This is a genomic window from Cellulomonas palmilytica (genome assembly GCF_021590045.1).
GTDB classification, from domain to species: domain Bacteria; phylum Actinomycetota; class Actinomycetes; order Actinomycetales; family Cellulomonadaceae; genus Cellulomonas; species Cellulomonas palmilytica.
The window spans coordinates 2,281,046-2,302,395 of record NZ_CP062221.1; the positions used below are offsets into that span (position 1 = coordinate 2,281,046).

The 21,350-nt window shown below is 75.0% G+C and carries 16 protein-coding genes and 1 riboswitch; of the genes, 12 read left to right on the top strand and 4 right to left on the bottom strand.

Annotated elements, in window-relative coordinates; genetic code table 11:
• Positions 1-53: 53 nt before the first annotated feature.
• The 10 genes from rpmI to thiD all read left to right on the top strand — a co-directional run bounded on the left by rpmI (position 54) and on the right by thiD (position 15,327).
• A complete protein-coding gene (gene rpmI / locus F1D97_RS10400; RefSeq protein ID WP_013883985.1) occupies positions 54-248 on the top strand; it encodes a 50S ribosomal protein L35 in 195 nt (64 codons plus the stop codon).
• A gap of 62 nt (positions 249-310) precedes the next feature.
• The gene (rplT, locus tag F1D97_RS10405; RefSeq protein ID WP_146807520.1) at positions 311-694 is read left to right on the top strand and encodes a 50S ribosomal protein L20; all 384 of its coding nucleotides are present in this window, start codon (positions 311-313) and stop codon (positions 692-694) included.
• 237 nt (positions 695-931) lie between these two features.
• Positions 932-1,747, top strand: coding sequence for a TrmH family RNA methyltransferase (locus F1D97_RS10410; RefSeq protein WP_396022590.1), 816 nt, complete (start codon positions 932-934; stop codon positions 1,745-1,747).
• Entirely contained in the window at positions 1,744-2,394 is a 651-nt protein-coding gene (locus F1D97_RS10415; protein WP_236120451.1) for a 2'-5' RNA ligase family protein, read from the top strand. Before F1D97_RS10410 ends, F1D97_RS10415 begins: the two co-directional genes overlap by 4 nt.
• A gap of 290 nt (positions 2,395-2,684) precedes the next feature.
• A complete protein-coding gene (gene pheS / locus F1D97_RS10420) occupies positions 2,685-3,773 on the top strand; it encodes a phenylalanine--tRNA ligase subunit alpha (RefSeq protein ID WP_236120452.1) in 1,089 nt (362 codons plus the stop codon).
• The gene (gene pheT, locus F1D97_RS10425; protein ID WP_236120453.1) at positions 3,773-6,340 is read left to right on the top strand and encodes a phenylalanine--tRNA ligase subunit beta; all 2,568 of its coding nucleotides are present in this window, start codon (positions 3,773-3,775) and stop codon (positions 6,338-6,340) included. The genes pheS and pheT overlap by 1 nt, the downstream gene beginning before the upstream one ends.
• 200 nt (positions 6,341-6,540) lie before the next feature.
• Positions 6,541-11,889 (top strand): ExeM/NucH family extracellular endonuclease, encoded by a 5,349-nt coding sequence (locus F1D97_RS10430; protein ID WP_236120454.1) that lies wholly within the window; start codon positions 6,541-6,543, stop codon positions 11,887-11,889.
• A gap of 123 nt (positions 11,890-12,012) precedes the next feature.
• Positions 12,013-12,108: riboswitch (TPP riboswitch) on the top strand.
• A complete protein-coding gene (gene thiM / locus F1D97_RS10435) occupies positions 12,102-13,022 on the top strand; it encodes a hydroxyethylthiazole kinase (RefSeq protein WP_236120455.1) in 921 nt (306 codons plus the stop codon). It overlaps the preceding riboswitch by 7 nt.
• Positions 13,019-13,759, top strand: coding sequence for a thiamine phosphate synthase (locus F1D97_RS10440; protein WP_236120456.1), 741 nt, complete (start codon positions 13,019-13,021; stop codon positions 13,757-13,759). The genes thiM and F1D97_RS10440 overlap by 4 nt, the downstream gene beginning before the upstream one ends.
• Positions 13,756-15,327: a bifunctional hydroxymethylpyrimidine kinase/phosphomethylpyrimidine kinase gene (thiD, locus tag F1D97_RS10445; RefSeq protein WP_236120457.1), complete on the top strand. Its 1,572-nt coding sequence runs from the start codon at positions 13,756-13,758 to the stop codon at positions 15,325-15,327. Before F1D97_RS10440 ends, thiD begins: the two co-directional genes overlap by 4 nt.
• 66 nt (positions 15,328-15,393) lie before the next feature.
• On the opposite strand, the gene F1D97_RS10450 is transcribed toward thiD, so the two are convergent.
• From F1D97_RS10450 to F1D97_RS10465, 4 genes are all read right to left on the bottom strand, one after another.
• Complete coding sequence (locus tag F1D97_RS10450; RefSeq protein WP_236120458.1) at positions 15,394-16,707, bottom strand: TrpB-like pyridoxal phosphate-dependent enzyme; 1,314 nt, start codon at positions 16,705-16,707, stop codon at positions 15,394-15,396.
• Between the two features lie 89 nt (positions 16,708-16,796).
• Positions 16,797-17,357 (bottom strand): GNAT family N-acetyltransferase, encoded by a 561-nt coding sequence (locus tag F1D97_RS10455; RefSeq protein ID WP_236120459.1) that lies wholly within the window; start codon positions 17,355-17,357, stop codon positions 16,797-16,799.
• Positions 17,358-17,380: 23 nt separating this feature from the next.
• Positions 17,381-18,163, bottom strand: coding sequence for a DsbA family oxidoreductase (locus F1D97_RS10460; RefSeq protein WP_236120460.1), 783 nt, complete (start codon positions 18,161-18,163; stop codon positions 17,381-17,383).
• Positions 18,160-19,143 (bottom strand): quinone oxidoreductase family protein, encoded by a 984-nt coding sequence (locus F1D97_RS10465; RefSeq protein ID WP_236120461.1) that lies wholly within the window; start codon positions 19,141-19,143, stop codon positions 18,160-18,162. The genes F1D97_RS10460 and F1D97_RS10465 overlap by 4 nt, the downstream gene beginning before the upstream one ends.
• Positions 19,144-19,365: 222 nt before the next feature.
• Between F1D97_RS10465 and F1D97_RS10470 the strand changes: the two genes are divergently transcribed.
• The gene (locus F1D97_RS10470) at positions 19,366-19,899 is read left to right on the top strand and encodes a sigma-70 family RNA polymerase sigma factor (RefSeq protein ID WP_236120462.1); all 534 of its coding nucleotides are present in this window, start codon (positions 19,366-19,368) and stop codon (positions 19,897-19,899) included.
• Positions 19,896-21,350, top strand: coding sequence for a hypothetical protein (locus F1D97_RS10475; protein WP_236120463.1), 1,455 nt, complete (start codon positions 19,896-19,898; stop codon positions 21,348-21,350). The genes F1D97_RS10470 and F1D97_RS10475 overlap by 4 nt, the downstream gene beginning before the upstream one ends.

Here is a 21,350-nt window from a genome sequence, read left to right on the forward strand (position 1 = left end):
CGAACGAGTCGCACGAACCCGTGCGATGCGAACGACAAGGAGACACGGCAGCCATGCCGAAGAACAAGACGCACTCCGGTGCCAAGAAGCGCTTCCGCGTGACGGGGACGGGCAAGGTCATGCGCGAGCAGGCCAACGGTCGCCACCTGCTGGAGCACAAGTCGAGCCGCCGCACCCGCCGCATCGCCGGTGACGTGGTCGTCTCCGCTGCCGACACCCCGAAGATCAAGAAGCTGCTCGGCAAGTGACTCGTCCGGGCGCCCTCCGGCGCCCGGGGTCCTTCCGGCCCTGACCAAGCAAGGAGCATCACGTGGCACGCGTGAAGCGGGCGGTCAACGCCCAGAAGAAGCGTCGTTCGACCCTCGAGCGGGCCAGCGGTTACCGCGGCCAGCGCTCGCGCCTGTACCGCAAGGCGAAGGAGCAGGTCACCCACTCCCTCGTCTACTCGTACCGCGACCGCAAGGCGCGCAAGGCGGACTTCCGCAAGCTGTGGATCCAGCGCATCAACGCTGCGGCCCGCGCGGAGGGCATCACCTACAACCGCCTGATCCAGGGCCTCAAGCTCGCGGGCATCGAGGTCGACCGCCGTGTCCTCGCGGACCTCGCGGTCAACGACGTGGCGGCGTTCAACACGCTCGTCAAGGCGGCCAAGGACGCGCTCCCGGCCGACGTCAACGCCCCCAAGGCGGCCTGACGCGCCACGCGCGAGCAGTGCTGTCGACGAAGCCCCCGGCCCCGCGCCGGGGGCTTCGTCGTCCCCCCCGTCGTCCCCCCCGTCGTCCCCCCCGTCGTCCCCCCGTCGCCCCCGGCGTCCCCTCCGTCGTCCGGAGCCGCCGCGACCCGCGATGATGGACCCGTGGACGCACGAGACCTGCTGACCAACCCGCGCAGCGACCGGGTGCGTGCCGTACGCGCGCTCGCCGGGCGCGCGATGCGCGAGCGGCACGGCCGGTTCGTCGTCGAGGGACCGCAGGCCGTGCGCGAGGCCGTCTCGCCCGCCGGTCGCGTGCACGTGCGCGACCTGTACCTCACCTCGGCGGCGGCGCGGCGGTACGACGAGATCGTGGCCGCCGCGGCGCAGCGCGGCGTGCGGACCACGCTCGGCGACGAGGCCGTGCTCACCGCGATGAGCCCCGACGCGCAGGGCGTGGTCGCGGTGGCCGACCTGCTCGAACCCGGTCTCGACGCGGTGCTCGCCGCGGAGCCGCGGCTCGTCGCGCTGCTCGCTCAGGTCCGTGACCCCGGCAACGCGGGCACGGTGATCCGCGCCGCGGACGCCGCGGGCGCGGGCGGCGTGCTGCTGAGCGCGGCGAGCGTCGACGTGCACAACCCCAAGGTCGTGCGCTCGACCGCGGGCTCGCTGTTCCACCTCCCGGTCGGCCACGGCGTCGCCACGTCCGACGCGGTCGCGGCGCTGCGGCGCGCGGGGCTCACGGTCCTCGCCGCCGACGGCGCGGGCGAGCACGACCTCGACGACCTGCTCGACGTCGCGGGAGCGGCCCCCGCGGGCGTGCCCGACCTCGCCGCGCCGACGGCCTGGCTGTTCGGCAACGAGGCGTGGGGGTTGCCGGACGCGGAGCGCGCGCTGGCCGACGCGGTCGTGCGCGTGCCGCTGCACGGGCGGGCCGAGTCGCTCAACCTCGCGACGGCCGCGACGGTGTGCCTGTACGCGAGCGCGCGGGCGCAGCGCCGCGCACCGACCGGGACCCGGACGCCCGCGCCGACGGCGGGGGACCTGGCGTCGTGAGGACCTTCGCGGCCGTGTGGCCGCCCGACGAGGTGCTCGACCACCTGGACCTCACGCTCGCCACCGTGCGCGGGGGTCCGTCGGGGCGGTCGTCGGACGTGCGCTGGTCCGCGCGCGAGACGTGGCACCTGACCACCGCGTTCTACGGCGACGTGCCCGACGGGCTCGTGCCGGACCTCGTCGCGGGGCTCGGTGAGGCGTGCGCGGCGCTCGATCCGTACCCGGTGGGCCTGCGCGGCGCGGGGGTGTTCTCGCACCGCACGCTGTGGGTCGGCGCGGGCGGTGACCTCGACGCCCACCAGCGCGTGGTGCGTGCGTCGCGGGAGGCGGGGGAGTCGGTCGGTGCGCAGCAGGACGCGCGGGTGCGTGAGCGTCCGCACCTGACGATCGGGCGGGCCCGCCCGGGCAGCGGGCCGCCGCGGCGCCGCTCGTCGCGGCCCCCGTCGGACGGCGGGCGTGGGCCCGAGACCCGGGGCGTCGGCGAGGACCCGCTGGCGTCGCTCGTGCGCGCGCTCGCGGTGTACGAGGGTCCGCGCTGGACGGTCGACGAGGTGCGGGTCGTGGAGTCGATGCCCGGCGCGGGTCGCGGCGGCGGTCCCCTGTACCGCACGGTCGAGCGCCTCCCGTTGCGCGGCGCCGGTTCCTGACGCGCGGGACCGTGGACGCGGACCGTGCTGGCCCGGGTGGACGCGGCCGTGCCATGCTGGGTCCGTGATCGCTCGACGTGCGGCGGCTGGTCGCCGATTTCCGAGGCCCGTTCCCGGGCCGCGCTGACGCGCACGTGAGCTGAGCCGCGCCGGCTCGTCGCCCTGCGGGGTGGACGGGTGCCGCCGCGGGCTGGACCTCTCCGACGGCCCTGGAGCGGGCGCCCTAGACTTGCCCGCTGGTCGGGCGCGCTGGTGCGCGCCCGCCGCACGCCCACCTTCGGAAGGTTCGGATGTCCGAGACCCCTGCTGCTGCCGACGGCAGCGCACCTGACCTGTCCCCGCTCGACGAGGCCGGTGTCACCGCCGCCCTCGACGCGGCGCTCGCCGACGTCGCCGCTGCCGGCGACCTCGACGCGCTGAAGTCCGTGCGCCTGGCGCACACGGGCGACCGCAGCCCGCTGGCCGTCGCCAACCGTGCGATCGGCGGCCTCGCGCCCGCCGAGAAGGGCGCCGCCGGCCGCCTCGTCGGCCAGGCGCGCGGCCGCCTCAACCAGGCGATCGCCGCGCGGCAGACCGTGCTCGAGGCCGAGCGCGACGCGCGCGTGCTCGTCGAGGAGACGCTCGACGTCACGCTGCCCGTCGACCGCCGCCCGCGCGGCGCCCGTCACCCGCTCGAGGTGCTCGCGCAGCGCGTCGCCGACGTGTTCGTCGCGATGGGCTGGGAGATCGCCGAGGGCCCGGAGCTCGAGGCCGAGTGGTTCAACTTCGACGCGCTGAACTTCGGCGTCGACCACCCCGCGCGGCAGATGCAGGACACGTTCTACGTGGCGAACCCCGACGGTTCCGACGAGCCGTCGAACCTGGTGCTGCGTACGCACACGAGCCCCGTGCAGGCCCGTTCGCTGCTCGAGCGCGGCGTGCCGGTCTACATCGCGTGCCCCGGCAAGGTGTTCCGTACGGACGAGCTCGACGCGACGCACACGCCGGTGTTCCACCAGGTCGAGGGTCTCGCGATCGACAAGGGCCTGACGATGGCGCACCTCAAGGGCACGCTGGACCACTTCGCCAAGGCGATGTTCGGCCCCGACGCCCGCACCCGGCTGCGCCCGTCGTACTTCCCGTTCACCGAGCCGTCCGCCGAGATGGACCTGTGGTTCCCGCAGAAGAAGGGCGGGCCCGGCTGGATCGAGTGGGGCGGCTGCGGCATGGTCAACCCGAACGTGCTGCGGGCCTGCGGCGTGGACCCGGAGGTGTACTCGGGCTTCGCGTTCGGCATGGGCATCGAGCGCACCCTCATGCTCCGGCACGGCATCGGCCTCATGCACGACATGGTCGAGGGCGACGTGCGGTTCTCCACCCAGTTCCAGGCGGTGATCTGATGCCTCGCATCCCCCTGTCGTGGCTCGGCGAGCACGTCGAGCTCCCGGCCGGCCTGACGGCCGAGAAGCTCGCGGCCGACCTCGTGCGGGTCGGTCTCGAGGAGGAGGCGATCCACGCCGCCGCCGTGACGGGCCCGCTCGTCGTCGGTCGCGTCGTGGAGCGCAGCCCCGAGCCGCAGAAGAACGGCAAGACGATCAACTGGTGCCGCGTCGACGTCGGCGAGACGCACAACGAGGTCCGCGAGGACGGCACGCGCGGGCCCCGGGGCATCGTGTGCGGCGCGCACAACTTCGACGTGGGGGACCACGTCGTCGTCGCGCTGCCCGGCGCGGTGCTGCCCGGCCCGTTCCCGATCGCGTCGCGCAAGACGTACGGGCACGTGAGCGACGGGATGATCTGCTCGGCGCGCGAGCTGGGCCTGGGCGAGGACCACTCCGGGATCATCGTGCTGAGCGAGATCGGCCTCGACGCACCGGTCGGCACCGACGCGCGCGAGCTGCTCGGGCTCGGCGAGGAGGTCCTCGAGATCAACGTGACCCCGGACCGGGGCTACTGCTTCTCGATGCGGGGCGTCGCACGCGAGTACGCGCACTCGACGGGTGCCACGTTCACCGACCCGGGCCTGCCGGAGCCGCGGGACGCGCGCCCGGCCGGCTTCGCGGTCGAGATCGAGGACGAGGCGCCCATCCACGGCGTGCCCGGTGCGGACCGGTTCGTCGCGCAGGTCGTGCGGGGCGTGCGGGCGAACGACCCGTCGCCCGCGTGGATGCGGCGTCGGCTGCAGCAGGCGGGCATGCGCCCGATCTCGCTCGCGGTCGACGTCACGAACTACGTGATGCTCGACCTGGGGCAGCCGCTGCACGCGTACGACCTCGCGACGCTCGCGGAGCCGATCGTCGTGCGCCGGGCCCGCCCGGGCGAGACGATCCGCACGCTCGACGACCAGGTGCGCAGCCTCGACCCCGAGGACCTGCTCATCACGGACTCGCCCGACGGGCGCGGGTCGCGGCCGATCGGGCTCGCGGCCGTCATGGGTGGCGGCGAGACCGAGGTCGGGCCGACGACGAGCGACCTGCTGATCGAGGCCGCGCACTTCGACGCGGTGACGGTGGCGCGCACGGCGCGCCGGCACAAGCTGCCGTCCGAGGCGGCCAAGCGGTTCGAGCGTGGCGTGGACCCGCGGCTGCCGCGCGTCGCGGTGCAGCGGGTCGTCGACCTGCTCGTCGAGCACGGTGGCGGCACGGCGGACGACGCGCTGACCGACGTGGACCGGACGACACCCGTCGCGCCGTTCGAGCTCGACCTCGACCAGCCGGGCCGGCTCGTCGGCGTGGCGTACTCGCACGACGAGGTCCGCGGCGTGCTCGCCGAGATCGGCTGCGCCGTGCGGGACGTGCGCGAGGGCGTCGTCGCGGTCACGCCGCCCACGTGGCGGCCGGACCTCGCGACGGGCGTCGACCTGGTCGAGGAGGTCGCGCGCCTGCGCGGCTACGACGCGATCCCGTCGGTGGTGCCGCCGGCGCCCGCCGGGCTGGGCCTCACGTGGGAGCAGCGCACACGTCGGGCGGTCGCGGACTCGCTCGCGGAGTCGGGGCTCGTGGAGGTGCTGAGCTACCCGTTCGTCTCGACCGAGCAGCTCGACGCGCTCGCGCTGCCGGCCGACGACGAGCGTCGTCGCGCGGTCCGGCTGGTCAACCCGCTGTCGGACGCGCAGCCGCTCATGCGCACGGACCTGCTGGTGACGCTGCTGGACACCGCGCGCCGCAACGTGGCCCGAGGCAACGCCGACGTGTGCGTGTTCGAGGTCGGTCTCGTGACGCTGCCGGCGGCCGGTGCGGGCGCCGCGCCGGCGCTGCCCGGTGGGGTGCGGCCGTCCGACGAGGCCCTCGCGGCGCTCGCGGCGGCGGTCCCGGCGCAGCCCCGGCACGTCGCGGGAGTCCTCGCGGGTCGTCTCGAGCCCGCCGGCGTGTGGGGCCCGGGGCGCCGCGCGGACCACGGTGACGCGATCGCCGCCGCGCAGCGCGCGGCGCAGGTCGCGGGCCTCGAGGTCCGGCTCGTCGCCGACGCCTCCCGGGCGCCCTGGCACCCGGGCCGGTGCGCGCGCGTGGAGACGGTCGACGGCGTCGTGCTGGGCTGGGCGGGCGAGCTGCACCCGAACGTCGTCGCGGCGCACGACCTGCCGGCGCGGGCCGCGGCGTTCGAGCTCGACCTCGACGCGGTGCTCGCGGCCGCGCCGCGCGACGCGCGGCAGGCGCGCGGGGTCTCGACGTTCCCGGTCGCCAAGGAGGACGTCGCGCTCGTCGTGCCGTCCGACGTGCCGGCCGCGGACGTGCTGGACGCGGTGCGCACGGGGGCGGCGGCGAGTCCCGCGGGCGACGTGGTCGAGGACGTGCGGCTGTTCGACGTGTACGAGGGCGACCAGGTCGCCCCCGGGCACCGCTCGCTCGCGTTCTCGCTGCGGCTGCGCGCGGCGGACCGCACGCTCACGGCCGCCGAGACCGCGGGCGTGCGCGAGGCGGTCGTCGCGGAGGCGGGGGCGCGCTTCGGCGCGACGTTGCGCGCCTGACGTCGGCTCGAAGGCCCCGGTCGATCTCGACGGTCGGCCGGGGCCTTCGTCGTACCCACGCGGTCGTCATGGGACGTCCGATGAGTTCACCGCATCGTTACTCACCAGTAGTTGCGACAAAACGGGCCGCGCGACAGGGTGAACGCGGGTCGCCCTACCGGGTGACCGCTCGTGCGTTCCCCGACGAAGGAGAGCCCCCCGTGCTCCGTGGCACCAGATCGTTCACCGGGGGCATCGCCGCCCTCGCCGTCGTGCTCGCGGGAGGGCTCGCCGCCGCCCCCGCGCACGCAGCCGTCTCGACGGCCGCGCCGCTGCTGGTCAACGAGGTGTACGGCGGGGGAGGCAACTCCGGGGCGCCGTTCGACCGCGACTTCGTCGAGCTCTACAACCCGGGCGACGACGACATCGACCTCACGGCGTACTCGGTGCAGTACGCGTCGGTCACGGGGTCGACGTGGCAGGTGACGCGGCTGAGCGGGACCGTGCGCGCGGGTGGGACGTTCGTCGTCGGGCAGGCGTTCGGCAGCAACACCGACGCGCCCGACGTGCCGGTCGACCTCGAGGGCACGATCCCGATGAGCGGCACGGGCGGCAAGGTCGCCCTCGTGGCGGGCGTGAACCCGCTGACCTGCGGCACCGGCTGCGCGGCGCTGGACTCCGTCGTCGACCTCGTCGGCTGGGGACCCACGGCCTCGTCGTACGCGGGGTCCGGGCCCGCGCCGGCCACGACGAACCCGACCTCGGTCTCCCGCGACGCGGAGCACACGCACACCGCGGACAACGCCGCCGACTTCACGGTCGGTGCGCCGACCCCGCAGAAGTCGGACGGCGGCGGCGACCCGGACCCCGAGGGCCCGCTCACCATCGCGGAGATCCAGGGGACGGGTGCGGCCTCGCCGTACGTCGGTGCCACCGTCACCACGCAGGGCGTCGTGACGGCCGCCTACCCGACCGGCGGGCGCGACGGCTACGTGATCCAGACCGCCGGGACCGGCGGGACGCTCGGGGAGCGCACCGCGTCCGACGGCCTGTTCGTCTACTCCGCGAGCACCGACGACCTCGTGACGATCGGCGACGAGGTGCGGGTCACGGGCGCGGTGAGCGAGTTCAACGGGCTGACCGAGATCACGGTGACGAGCGCCGCCGACCTCGAGATCCTCGACTCCGACGCGACCGTGACCCCGCTGACGGGCGCGTGGCCGGCGACCGCCGCGGCGCGCGAGGCGATCGAGTCGATGCTGTTCGCCCCGACCGGCGACCTGACCGTCTCCAACACGTTCTCGACGAACCAGTACGGCGAGGTCGGCCTGGCGACGGGCACCACCCCGCTGCTGCAGTGGACCGAGGTCGCCGACCCGCAGGACACCGCCGCGGTCCAGGCCGTCAAGGACGACAACGCCGCGCGCGGCGTCGTGCTCGACGACGGCGCGACGACGAACTACCTCTCGTCCGCCAACCAGTCGCGCGTGCCGCCGTACGTGTCCCTGACGAACCCGGTGCGCGTCGGCGCGTCGGTCACGTTCGACGAGCCGGTCGTCGTCACGTACCTCAACAACGCGTGGAAGCTCGACCCGACGCAGCCCCTCGTCGGCCCGACCGACGGCCCCGTGACGTTCGAGAACACGCGCACCGAGCTGCCGCGTGACGTGGGCGGCGACCTGACCGTCGCGTCGTTCAACGTCCTCAACTACTTCACGACGCTCGGCGCGACCACGTCCGGCTGCGTGCCGTACACCGACCGCACGGGCGACCCCGTGACCGTCGACACCGGGTGCGACCCGCGCGGCGCGTGGGACCCCGAGGACCTGGCGCGTCAGCAGGCCAAGATCGTCACCGCGATCAACGACCTCGACGCGGACGTCGTCGGACTGCTCGAGATCGAGAACTCGGCGGTCGTCGACGGCGTGGACGACGAGGCGCTCGGCACGCTCGTCGACGCGCTCAACGACGCCGCGGGTGAGGACCGCTGGGCGTTCGTGCCGTCGTCGTCGGACCTGCCGCCCGTCGGCGAGATGGACGTCATCACGAACGCGTTGATCTACCAGCCGACCGCGGTCGAGCGCGTGGGAGACTCGCGTGCGCTCGGCACGCTGTCGGGCTCCGGCGAGGCGTTCGCGAACGCGCGCGAGCCGATCGCCCAGGCGTTCGCGCCCGTCGGCGGCGGCGAGCCGGTGCTCGTGGCGGTCAACCACTTCAAGTCCAAGGGCTCGGCGGGTCCGCTGCCGGGCGACGCGGACTCCGGCGACGGGCAGGGCGCGTCGAACGCGTCGCGCGTCGCGCAGGCCACCGCGCTGCGGGACTGGGTCGCGGACATCCGGGGCGACGTCGAGGCGGTCGCGCTCGTGGGCGACTTCAACGCCTACACGCTCGAGGACCCGCTCAAGGTGCTGTACGACGCGGGTTACACCGACGCGGCCGCCGAGCTCGCGCCGGGGGAGTACTCGTACTCGTTCGGCGGGCTGTCGGGATCGCTCGACCACGTGCTGCTCAACGAGGCGGCGCTCGAACGGGCCACGGGTGCCGACGTGTGGGAGATCAACGCCGAGGAGTCCATCGCGCTCGAGTACAGCCGGTACAACTACCACGGGGCGCTGTTCTACGCGGACGACGAGTACCGCTCGTCGGACCACGACCCGGTGCTCGTGGGGCTGAGCGCCGGTGAGAGCAACGGCGGTCCGCTCGACCTGACGTTCCTCAACATCAACGACTACCACGGGCGCATCGAGTCGGTGACGACCGCGGGCGTCACCTCGTCGAACACCGTGAAGTTCGCCGGGACCGTCGAGAAGCTGCGTGCGGAGGCGGCCGGACCGGTCGCGTTCCTGTCCGCGGGCGACAACATCGGCGCGTCGCTGTTCGCGTCAGCGGTCCAGAAGGACCAGCCGACGATCGACGTGCTCAACGCGCTCGAGCTGACGGCCTCCGCGGTCGGCAACCACGAGCTCGACCAGGGCTACGCGGACCTGACCGACCGCGTGATCGGCCCGGACGGCGCACGCAACGCGCAGTGGGCCTACCTCGGCGCGAACGTGTACCTCGACGGCACCACGACGCCCGCGCTGGACGAGTACACGACGTTCGACATGGACGGCGTGACGGTCGCGGTGATCGGCGCGATCACGGAGGAGACCCCGGCGCTCGTGACGCCCGCGGGCATCGCGAACCTCGACTTCGGGAACCCGGTCGAGGCCGTCAACCGCGTCGCGGCGCAGCTCACGGACGGTGACGAGAGCAACGGCGAGGCCGACGTGATCGTCGCCGAGTACCACGAGGGCGCGGGCTCGGGCACGCCCGACGGCTCGACGCTCGAGGAGGAGGTGGCCGCAGGCGGCGCGTTCGCGGAGATCGTCACCGAGACCTCGGCGGCGGTGGACGCGATCTTCACGGGTCACACCCACAAGCAGTACGCGTGGGCGGGCGACGTCCCCGGCGTGGCCGGCAAGACCCGTCCGATCGTGCAGACGGGCTCGTACGGCGAGTTCCTCGGCAAGGTCGTCCTGACCTACGACCCGGCGACCGACGAGGTCGTGTCGCACACCGAGGAGAACGTCGCGCGGGTCACCACCGCGGACGAGACGCTGATCGCGACCTACCCGCGCGTCGCGCAGGTCAAGGCGATCGTCGACGAGGCGATCGCGTTCGCCGACGTCATCGGGAGCGAGCCCGTGGGGTCGGTGACGGCCGACATCACGACCGCGTACACGGGCGGCTCGTACGTCGACGGCGTCTACGTGGGCTCCGGCCCGCTGCCGTCGACGGGTCGCGACGACCGGGCGAGCGAGTCGACGCTCGGCAACCTCGTCGCGAACGCGCTGCGGGACACGCTCGCCGACGAGCGGCTGGGCGGCGCGCAGATCGGCGTCGTCAACCCGGGCGGTCTGCGCAACGAGCTGTACTACGCGAGGTCGGGTGCCGAGGAGACCGACGGGATCGTCACGTTCGCCGAGGCGAACGCGGTGCTGCCGTTCGTGAACAACCTCTGGACGACGACGCTGACCGGTGAGCAGCTGCTCACGATGCTCAACCAGCAGTGGCAGCGGGACGCCGACGGCAACGTGCCGTCACGCGCGTACCTGCAGCTCGGGCTGTCCGACAACGTGTCGTACACCTACGACGCGACCCTGCCGGAGGGCAGCCGCATCACGTCCGTGACGATCGACGGCGAGCCGCTCGATCCCGAGGCGGACTACCGCGTCGGCACGTTCTCGTTCCTCGCGACGGGCGGCGACAACTTCCGGGTGTTCACGCAGGGCACCGACACGCGCGACTCGGGTCTCGTCGACCGCGACGCGTGGATCGCGTTCCTCGAGTCGCACCCCGACCTGTCGCCCGACTTCGCGCGGCACGCGGTCGCCGTGTCCGGCCTGCCGTCGACGGTCGCGGCCGGGGACTCGGTCGACCTCGGGGTGTCCCGCCTCGACCTCACGAGCCTGGGCTCGCCGCAGAACACGAGCCTCGACGTCCGCCTCGACGGGGAGTCGATCGGTGAGGTCGCCGTCACCGGCGGTGCGGCCACGGTCGCGGTGCAGATCCCGGTCGGGACCTCGGCGGGTGCGCACGAGCTCACGCTCGTCGCGGCGCCGAGCGGCACGACGGTGCACGTCCCGCTGACCGTCGAGGCGGCCACGCCGACGACGACGGTGCTCACGATGACCGGCGACCCGGTCGCGGGCGCGACGCAGACGCTGCACGCAGCGGTCTCGCCCGAGGCCGCCGTCGGCACCGTCACGTTCGTGGACGGCACGACCTGGCTCGGGACCGTGGCGGTCCGGGGCGGCGTCGCGACGCTCGACGTGCAGCTCGGGGCGGGCTCGCACGACCTGCGCGCCGTGTTCACCCCGACCGACGACCGGCACGACGCCTCGACGGGGACCCTGTCGGTGACGATCGTGACCACGTCGTCGTCGACCACGGTGCTCGAGGTCACGCCGCACAAGGTCGCCTTCGGCGGCCACGTCACGGCGAAGGTCACCGTGAAGGCGGACGGGGCCGTGCCCACGGGCGTCGTCCAGATCCGCGAAGGTCAGGAGGTGCTCGGGGCCGGGACGCTCGTGCCCGAGGGACCGGGCAGCGCGACGTCCGGCAAGGGCAGGCCGAAGCCGGCCACCGCGACGGCGACCGTCGTGCTCCCGCGCACGCTCGCGGTCGGCAAGCACTCGCTCACCGCCGTCTACGGGGGCGCGCCCGGAGTCGAGGCGTCGACCTCGAAGCCGGTCACCCTCACCGTCACCCAGGCGCGACCGACGATCACCCTGACGACCCCGAGCTGGACGGTGACCAAGGGCAGCACACCGGTCGTCACCGTCACGGTCGCGGGCGCGCCGGGTGCTCCGGCGCCGGGCGGCACGGTGGCGCTCGAGGTGGGCCGGACGACCTACCTGGGGACGTTGAGCGGTGGCACGGCGACGTTCACGCTCGCCAAGGTGACGAAGACCGTCAAGGTCACGGCGACGTACGCCGGCGACAGCGGCTACTCGAAGGCCTCCGCGAGCGAGCGGCTCGTGGTCGACCCGAAGGGCGGGCACCCGCACCCGAAGCCCAAGCCGTGATGCGCTGACCGCACCACCCGAGGGCGCCCGGCCGGACCACCTCCGGCCGGGCGCCCTCGTCGTGCGCCGTCCCACTGGGCGGTCGCGGGGCGGACGAACAGGACACGGCACCGCTAGCCTGGCCGCACTGACACGGGGTGCCCTGCGCGCAGGGCTGAGATCACACCCGCCGAACCTGATCTAGTTCGTACTAGCGAAGGGATGTCGTCTCCATGACGTCTGCCGTTCCGTCCTGCCCTCCTGCCGGCCGCTCCGCCGCCGGCCCCGACGAGGTCGGCGCCCGTCGCCCGAGCCGCAACGGCATCGCGGCCGACGCCGCGCAGGCGCTCGCGGCCCTGCGCTCGCGCACGCCGCTCGTGCAGTGCCTCACGAACGAGGTGACGACGAACCTCGTCGCCAACACGCTGCTGGCGGCGGGCGCGTCGCCCGCGATGACGGCGGTCCCGGGGGAGGCCGAGCAGCTCGCGGGCGTCGCGGGCGCGGTGCTCGCGAACCTCGGCACGCCCGGCCCGGACCTGCGCGCGTGCCTCGAGCCGGCGGTGACAGCGGCGCGCCGGGCGGGGGTGCCGTGGGTGCTCGACCCGGTCGCGGTCGGTGTGCTGTCGGTCCGCACGCAGCTCGCCGAGCAGCTCCTCGCCGCGCGGCCGACGGTCGTGCGCGGCAACGCGAGCGAGGTCCGCGCGCTCGCGGGCCTCGCGTCGTCGGGCCGTGGTGTGGACGCGCGCGACACGGTCGACGACGCGTACGGCGCGGCGGTGCGCCTCGCGCGTGCGACCGGCGGCGTGGTCGCGGTGTCGGGTGCGGTCGACCTCGTCGTCGCGGGGGACACCGTGGTGCGGGTCTCGGCGGGGGACCCGCTGCTGACCGCCATCACGGGTGCCGGGTGCGCACTCGGCGGGCTGGCGGCGGCATTCGCCGCGGTCGCCGACCCGCTGACCGCGGCCGTGGGCGCGTCGCTCGTGCTCGGCGTCGCGGCCGAGCGTGCCGCGCTCGCCGCGCGGGGACCGGCCTCGTTCCAGGTCGCGCTGCTCGACGAGCTCTACGGGCTGCGGCCCGAGCACGTCGTCGGGCTGGGCGACCGGCTGACGGTGGAGCCCGTGCCCGCCGACGAGCGTGTCGGGGCCCCCGCGTGAGCCGCGTGGCGGGCGTGCCGGGAGCCACGAGCGTGACCGGGACGGTGCGGCGCCCCGCGTTCCCCGGCGGGCCGTACCTGGTGCTCGACGCCGACGTGTGCGCGGCGGCGGGGCGCGCCCCGGCGGACGTCGCGGCCGACGCGGTGCGGGCGGGCGTCGGGGTCGTGCAGGTGCGCGCGACGCGCACGGGCGTGCGTGACCTCGTCGCGCTCACGGTCGCCGTGGCGGACGCGGTCCGCATCGCCGGGCCCGCCCGCCTCGTGGTCGACGACCGCGTGGACGTGGTGCTCGCGGCGCGGGCCCGCGGCGCCGTCGTCGACGGTGTGCACGTGGGCCAGCGGGACCTCGAGGCCGCCGACGCGCGCGCCCTGCTCGGGCCGGACGCGGTCGTCGGGGTCTCGGCGGCTCGGCCGCAGGACGTGCGCGCGGTCCCGGCCGACCTCATCGACTACATCGGCGCCGGCCCGGTGCGCCTCACGCCCACCAAACCGGAGGCCGCCGTCGCACTCGGCCTCGACGGGCTCGCCGCGGCGGTGGCGTGCACCGACCTGCCGGTCGTGGCCATCGGCGGGCTCGACGTGCACGACGTCGACGCGGTGCGCGCTGCGGGGGCGCGAGGGCTCGCGGTGGTCTCCGCGGTCTGCTCCGCCCCCGACCCGTCCGCCGCGGCCGCGGCGCTCGTCGCGGCGTGGAACGCGAGCCCGGTGGTCGTGTCGGCGTCGGCGGGTGCACGGTGACCGCCTCGCGCGTGCGTGCGCTGTCGATCGCCGGCACGGACCCGACCGGCGGCGCCGGGATCCAGGCCGACCTCAAGTCGTTCGCCGCGCACGGGGCCTACGGCATGGCCGTCGTGACGGCGCTCGTCGCGCAGAACACGCGGGGCGTGCGCGCGGTCCACGTACCGGAGCCGGACTTCCTGCGCGCGCAGCTCGACGCCGTGAGCGACGACGTGTCGGTGGACGCGGTGAAGATCGGCATGCTCGCGACGCCGCAGGTCGCGGCAGAGGTGACGGCGTGGCTCGACCGGCAGCGCGCCGCGGGCCGTCGGCCCGTCGTCGTGCTGGACCCGGTCATGGTCGCGACGAGCGGGGACCGGCTGCTCGAGCCGGAGGCCGAGGCCGCGGTGCGCGCGCTGGTGGCGCGTGCGGACCTGGTCACGCCGAACCTGCCCGAGCTGGCGGTGCTGGTGGACGAGCCGACCGCGGGCACGTGGGCGCACGCGCTCGACCAGGCCCACCGGCTCGCGAGCGGGTCCGGGACCACGGTGCTGCTCAAGGGCGGGCACCTGGGCGGGTCGACGAGCCCGGACGCGCTGGTCGGCCCGGACGGCCAGGTCGTCGAGATCGCGGCGCAGCGCGTCGTCTCGACGAGCACGCACGGCACGGGCTGCTCGCTGTCGGCCGCGGTCGCGGCGCTGCGGCCCGTGCGTGACGGCTGGCCCGAGACGGTCCGCGAGGCGAAGCGGTGGCTCACGGGTGCGATCGCCGCGGGCGAGGGCCTGCAGGTCGGCTCGGGGCACGGCCCGGTCGACCACCTGCACCACGCGCCCGGTCTGGGTGCGCGCGCCTTCACGGCGGACGTCGCGGGTCGCGTCGCCGACGCGACGCGCCGGTCGGCCGAGCTGCCGTTCGTGCGGGCGCTCGTCGAGGGCACGCTGCCTGCCGAGCGGTTCGAGGACTACGTGCGGCAGGACGCGCTGTACCTCACGGACTACTCGCGCGTCCTGGCGCGTGCGAGCCAGCTAGCGCCCGACGGGGAGGGCCAGGCGTTCTTCGCGCGCGGGGCCGCCGCGTGCCTCGACGTCGAGCGACGGCTGCACGACGAGCGCCTCGCGCGGGCCGGACGGCGCGCGGTCCGCGTCGCGGGGCCGTCGCGGGTGACGACCGCGTACGTCGACCACCTGCTCGCCGTCGCGGCGACGGGGTCGTACGCCGACGTCGTCGCGGCGGTGCTCCCGTGCTACTGGGTGTACGCCGACCTCGGGGCGCAGCTGCGTGCCCGGGTCACACACCTGTCGGCGGATCTCGCGACCCACCCGTACGGCGACTGGCTCGGGACGTACGGCGACACCGAGTTCGCCCAACTGGCGGTACGGGCACGCGAGCTGGCCGACGCCGCCGCCCGCCCGCTGGACGCCGCGGGCCGTGCCCGGATGCGGCACGTGCTCGCCGTCTCCTGCGAGCACGAGGTCGCGTTCTTCGCCCAGGTCGGCACCGCGCCGCATCCGGCTACCCAGGTGCAGGACGACCCCGCGGTGCCGGGCACGCTCGCACGCTCGTCGGCGGACGCCGTGCCCGTGGCGTGACACGACGAGCGGCCCGGCCGCAGGACCCGGGCCGCTCGTCGTCGAGGCGTCGACGGCGCGAGAGCGTCAGAGGAAGTCGTGGTACGCGGGCAGGTCGAGCACGCCGTTGCCCGAGAGCCCGATGACGATCGTCTCGTCGGTCGTCGCGGCCCGCGCGTGCGCGATCGCCCCGGCGACCGCGTGCGTCGACTCGGGGGCCGGGATGATGCCCTCGGCCCGCGCGAACTCGAGGCCCGCCGCGAACGCGGTCTCCTGGTCGACGGCGATCGCCTCGAGGAGCCCGAGCTCGAGCGCGTGCGACACCATCGGCGCCATGCCGTGGTAGCGCAGACCTCCCGCGTGGATGGGCGGCGGCACGAAGTCCTTGCCGAGCGTGTGCATCTTGAGCAGCGGCGTCAGGCCGGCGACGTCGCCGAAGTCGTACCGGTACTCGCCCTGCGTGAGCGAGGGGCACGCGGCGGGCTCGCACGCGACGACGCGCGTCGACGTGCCCTCGCGCAGGTTGCGGCCGATGAACGGGAAGCTGAGGCCCGCGAGGTTCGACCCGCCGCCCGCGCACCCGAACACGACGTCGGCGCTCGCGCCGATCTCGTCGAGCTGGGCGAGCGCCTCCTGACCGATCACGGACTGGTGCAGCAGCACGTGGTTGAGCACCGAGCCGAGCGCGTAGTGCGCGTCCGGGTCCTGCGCGGCGACCTCGACGGCCTCCGAGATGGCCATGCCGAGCGACCCGGTGGTGTCCGGGTCGGCCGCGAGCATCGCGCGCCCCGCCTCGGTGAGGTCCGACGGCGACGGGTGGCACACGCCCCCGTACGTCTCCATCTGCATGCGGCGGTACGGCTTCGCGTCGTACGACGCGCGCACCTGCCACACCTCGCACTGCAGGCCGAGCAGCGAGCACGCGAACGACAGCGACGCGCCCCACTGGCCGGCGCCCGTCTCGGTCGTGAGCTTCGTCGTGCCCTCGATCGCGTTGTAGTACGCCTGCGCGACCGCGGTGTTCGGCTTGTGCGAGCCCGCCGGGGAGACGCCCTCGTACTTGTAGTAGATCGTCGCGGGCGTGCCGAGGGCGCGCTCGAGGCGCAGCGCGCGGATCAGCGGCGACGGTCGCCACAGCGCGTAGATCTCCCGGACGGTCTGCGGGATCTCGACGTACCGCTCGGTGCTGACCTCCTGCGCGATGAGCGCCATCGGGAACAGCGGCGCGAGGTCGTCGGGTCCGAGCGGCTCACGCGTGCCGGGGTGCAGCGCGGGCGGTGCGGGCTCGGGCAGGTCCGCCGCGAGGTTGTACCAGTGCGTCGGGACCTGCGACGGCACGACGGTGCCGACGGGTTCCGTGAGCGGACGGGATGCGGGGCGGACGTCCGGGGATGTCGTCATGCGGGGGCCTCCTGGGCGCGTCGTGGTGCGGTGCGGGCCGCCGACGCGCGGAGCGAGAGACCACGACGCCGTGGGTCCGCAGGGCGAGCCTAGGGGAGAGCCCCGCTGCTCAGGCCCCGATCCAGCGTGCGCTCGAGCAGCTCGACCCGCACCGTGCCGTCCTTGGTGTCGAGCTCCCCGACGCGCCGGAACCCGAGCCGCGCGTGGAACGCCGACGAGCCGGGGTTGGGCGGGTCGAGGTTGACCTCGCACGTCACGCGCCCGAGCCCGAGCGCCCGGGCGCGGGCGTCGACGGCGGCGTAGAGGGCGCGCCCGACACCGCGGCCGTGCGCGTGGGGCGCGACGACGATGCGGTCGACGTACAGCGAGCCGGGCCGGTGCTGCGCGAACCACCGGTAGTTCTCGCTCGCGTACGCCGCGCCGGGCGCGAGCGCGAGCAGGAACCCGAGCACCTCGTCGTCCGTGTGCGCGACGACCGCGACGTCGCACCCCGGCACGTGCGCGGCCAGCCCGTCGAGCCCGAGCGCGTTGACGGCGGGCACCGCCGCGTCGTTGAGCGCGGCGAGCAGCGGCAGGTCGTCGGCCCGGACGTCCCGCACGACGACCACGCCCGTGACCTCGCCCGTGAGGTTGCCCGTGACGTCGCCCATGACGTCTTTCGTGGGGACCGGGGTCAGATCGCGCACGAGTCGTCGGTGCACGCGTCGGCGGCCGGGTCCCCGGCCAGGACCTGGAGCGGGTTCGCCTCACGCCAGCCCGCGTCGAGCAGCTGGGTGAACACCGGCGCGGGTTGGGCACCCGAGACCGCGTACCGGCGGTCGACGACGAAGAACGGCACGCCGCTCACGCCGAGCTCGCGCGCCGCGGCGATGTCCGCGTCGACGGCGGAGGACTGCGCGTCGCCCGCGAGGAACGCGGCGACGGCGTCGTCGTCGAGCCCGGCGAGCGCGAACCCGGCCTCGCGCGCGACCGCGACGAGCGCGTCGGTGACGCCGAGGTCCGCGCCGCGCTCGAAGTGCGCGGAGAACAGCGCCTCGAGCGTGCGCTCGACGAGCGCCTCGCCGCCGGTCTCGCGCGCGAGGTGCACGAGGCGGTGCGCGTCGTACGTGTTGAACGTCAGCACCGTGTCGAAGTCGTACGCGAGGCCCTCGCCCGCGGCGACGGCGGTGACGTGCTCGAACATCCGCTGCACCTGGTCGAGCGGGAGCCCCTTCAGCTCGGCGAGCGCCTCGGCCTCGGGGCGGCCCGGGCCGCGCGGGGTGTCCGGGGAGAGCTGGTAGGCGCGCCACACCACCTCGACGTGCGCGCGGTGCGGGAACGCCGCGAGGGCGGTCGCGAACCGGCGCTTGCCGATGTAGCACCACGGGCAGGCGACGTCGGACCACACCTCGACCGTGATCGTGCGGACGGGGCTCGGGGTGGACGTGCCCAGGTCAGGGCTCACAGCAGGGCTCACGGCAGGAGGAGGACCTTTCCGGTCGTGGCGCGCGACTCGAGCGCGCGGTGGGCGTCGGCCGCGGCCGACAGGGGGAAGCGGGCACCGACGCGCACGTCGAGGCGACCGTCGGCGACCGCGCCGAACAGCTCGGCGGCACGCCACTCGAGCTCGGAGCGGTCGGCGACGTAGTCCCCGAGCGTCGGACGCGTGAGGAACACGGACCCCGCGGCGTTGAGCCGCTGCGGGTCGATGGGCGGGACCGGACCGGAGGACGCGCCGTACAGCACGAGCGTGCCGCGGCGGGCGAGCGACGCGAGCGACGCGTCGAACGTGTCGCGGCCGACGCCGTCGTACACCGTGTCGACCCCGCGCCCGTCGGTCAGCTCACGCACGCGCGCGGGCAGGTCGGTGGTCAGGTCGTCGAGCTCGCGGTAGCGGATCACGTCGGCGGCGCCCGCTGCGCGCGCGAGCGCCTCCTTCTCGACCGACCCGACGGTCGCGATCACGTGCCCGCCGCGCTGGGTCGCGAGCTGCGTGAGCAGCAGGCCGACGCCGCCGGCGGCCGCGTGCACGAGCACCCGGGTGCCCGGCTCGACGGGGGCCGTGGAGGTGACGAGGTAGTGCGCGGTCATGCCCTGCAGCGGCAGCGCGGCCGCGACCTCGTCGTCCACGCCGTCCGGGACGTGCAGCAGCTCGCGCTGCGGGACGACGACGAGCTCGGCGTACGAGCCGGGAGCGGCGGACCACGCGACGCGGTCACCGGCGGTGAACCCGGTGACCTGCGCGCCGGTCGCGACGACCGTCCCGGCGCCCTCGGAGCCGGGGACGTGCGGGAACGGCGCGGGGTACACCCCGCCGCGACGGTAGGTGTCGATGAAGTTGACGCCGGCCGCGGCGACCCGCACGAGCACCTCGTGCGGCCCCGGCGTCGGGTCGGGTCGGGTGACGGACGACAGGACCTCGGGTCCACCGGCGCGGGTGGCTTCGACGGCGTGCACGTCGAGCCGAACACCCGGGGCGCGGCTTTTCATCCCGAGTCGTCATCCCGAGCCGGTGCGATCCTCGTCCTCGGCGGCATGAACCCCGCAGCGCGGCACCACTGCAGCACGGCACAATCCCGCAGCACGGCACAACCCCGCAGCACGGCACAACCCCGCGGCACGGCACAACCCCGCAGTGGTGTCCCGACGCTCTGGTGGTGAGGGAGCCGAGGAGGGGTCGTGGGGCGCAGCTGGGAACCGTTGCTGGAGCACGTCGTGCGGGAGCGCTATGCACGCCTGCTCTCGTACGCGGTGCTGTTGGTGGGCGCCGACGACGCGCCCGACGTGGTGCAGGACGCGCTGGTGTCGGCGTTCTCCGGCCGGGCGCGGTTCACGGTCGCCGCCGAGGCCGAGCAGTACGTGCGACGGGCGATCGCGATGCGTTCGATCGACACCGCGCGTCGGCGTCGTCGGGGGCGCGCGCTCGCGGACCGGCTCGCGAGCCTGCGCCAGGAGGTCGCGCACCTCGAGCCGACGACGCTGGCGACCCAGGTCTCCGAGGCGCTCGCGGAGCTGCCGCCCCGGATGCGGGCGTGCGTGGTGCTGCGGCACCTCGAGGACCTGTCGGTGCGCGACACCGCCACCGCGCTCGGCATCGGCGAGGGCTCGGTCAAGCGGTACACGGCCGACGGCGTCGCGCGCCTCGCGGCGCGCCTCGGCACGGCTCCCCCCGACGAGCAGATCCGCGTCATCCCCGCAGGAGGTGCGTCATGACCGACCTCGACGAGCTGCTGAACCGCGCGTGGGACGAGCACGCGCGCACCGCCGCGGACCTCGACACGTCGGCCGTGCTCGACGACGCGCGCGCGCAGGTGCGCCACCGCCGCGCCGTGCGGCACTCGGTGCTGTCCGTCGGGGGAGCCGCCGCTGTGGGCGTCCTCGTGTGGGGCGCGCTCGCGGTGCCGTCGCCGCGGCACGACGCCCCGCCGGCGTCCCCCACGCCCACGGTCACGACGACCCCGCCGACGACCCCGCCGACGTCGCCCACGCCGACGCCGGACCGCACGAGCGAGGCGACGTCGGCCCCGACGGTGAACGGGGTCGCCGGCGACCTCCCGCCGTACCGGCCCGCGCCCGAGGGTCTCCTGCGGTCCGCGGGTCGCGGCTGGGTGCTGTCGCTGTTCCCGGTGCTCGACGCGCCCGAGCCCGAACGTGCCGAGCCGGGCGACGAGGTCGGGTCCGACGAGCCCGTGTGGGTGCTGCGCGACGTGCTGGTCACGTCGCCGCAGGGCCAGACCTACCTGGTGCACCGGTACGACGAGCCCGTCCACCGGGTCCAGCTCGCTGCGTGGTCCGCGGGGTCGCCAACGGCGGTCGTCGTGGTCGACGACAACGACGGCCAGGCGAGGGCGGACCTGGACCTCACGACGGGCGGGGTCGAGCGCCGCGGCCCGGTGGGTTCGGGCCTGCGCCTGCTCGGCACGCGCGCCGACGGCACGGAGGTGTGGCAGGACTTCTCGGGCGACACGGGCGAGGTGCGGGTCCACACGTACCGTCCGGCCGACGGGGCGACGACGTCGGTCGAGGCGCCGCGTCGGGTACCGATGCTGGGGGTCGACGCCGAGCTCCGGCAGGCGGTGTCGCTCGACGGGGACGGCGAGGACGCGCTGCCCGTCGTGGACCTCGCGAGCGGTGCGCGGCGCGACGTCGCGATCGGCGACGGGCTCGGCTCGTGCCACCACTCCGGGGTCCTGGAACCCGGGACGGTGCTCGTGCGGTGCTACGACGGCAAGGAGGGGACCTCGGTGACCGTGTGGCGGGTCCCGCTCGACGGGGCCGGGGCGCAGCGGCTCGATCCCGAGGTCGTCGCCGGTCAGGAGTGGCTCGAGCGGGCGGTCGCCGTCTCGGCGATGGACGGGTCCGGGGGCTCGGCCCTCGTCGTGTCGGCGTTCCATGACCGTCCCACGCGCGTGTGGCGGTGGGACGGCGACGAGGCGGTGGCGCTGGACAGCCCGGCGCTGGCGGCGATGCTCACCGAGCGGACGATGTTCCGCAGCGAGGTCGTGCGGGACGGAGCGCTGTACCTGGCGCTGGGGGAGTTCGGCAACGGACCCTCGACCGAGCGTGTCGTCCGCATCTCGCTCGCGGACGGCGGGGCGAGCGAGCTGGTGGGGAGGTACGCGACGACCGTCGGCCTGGCACCCCAGCACACGGTGGCGAGGTGA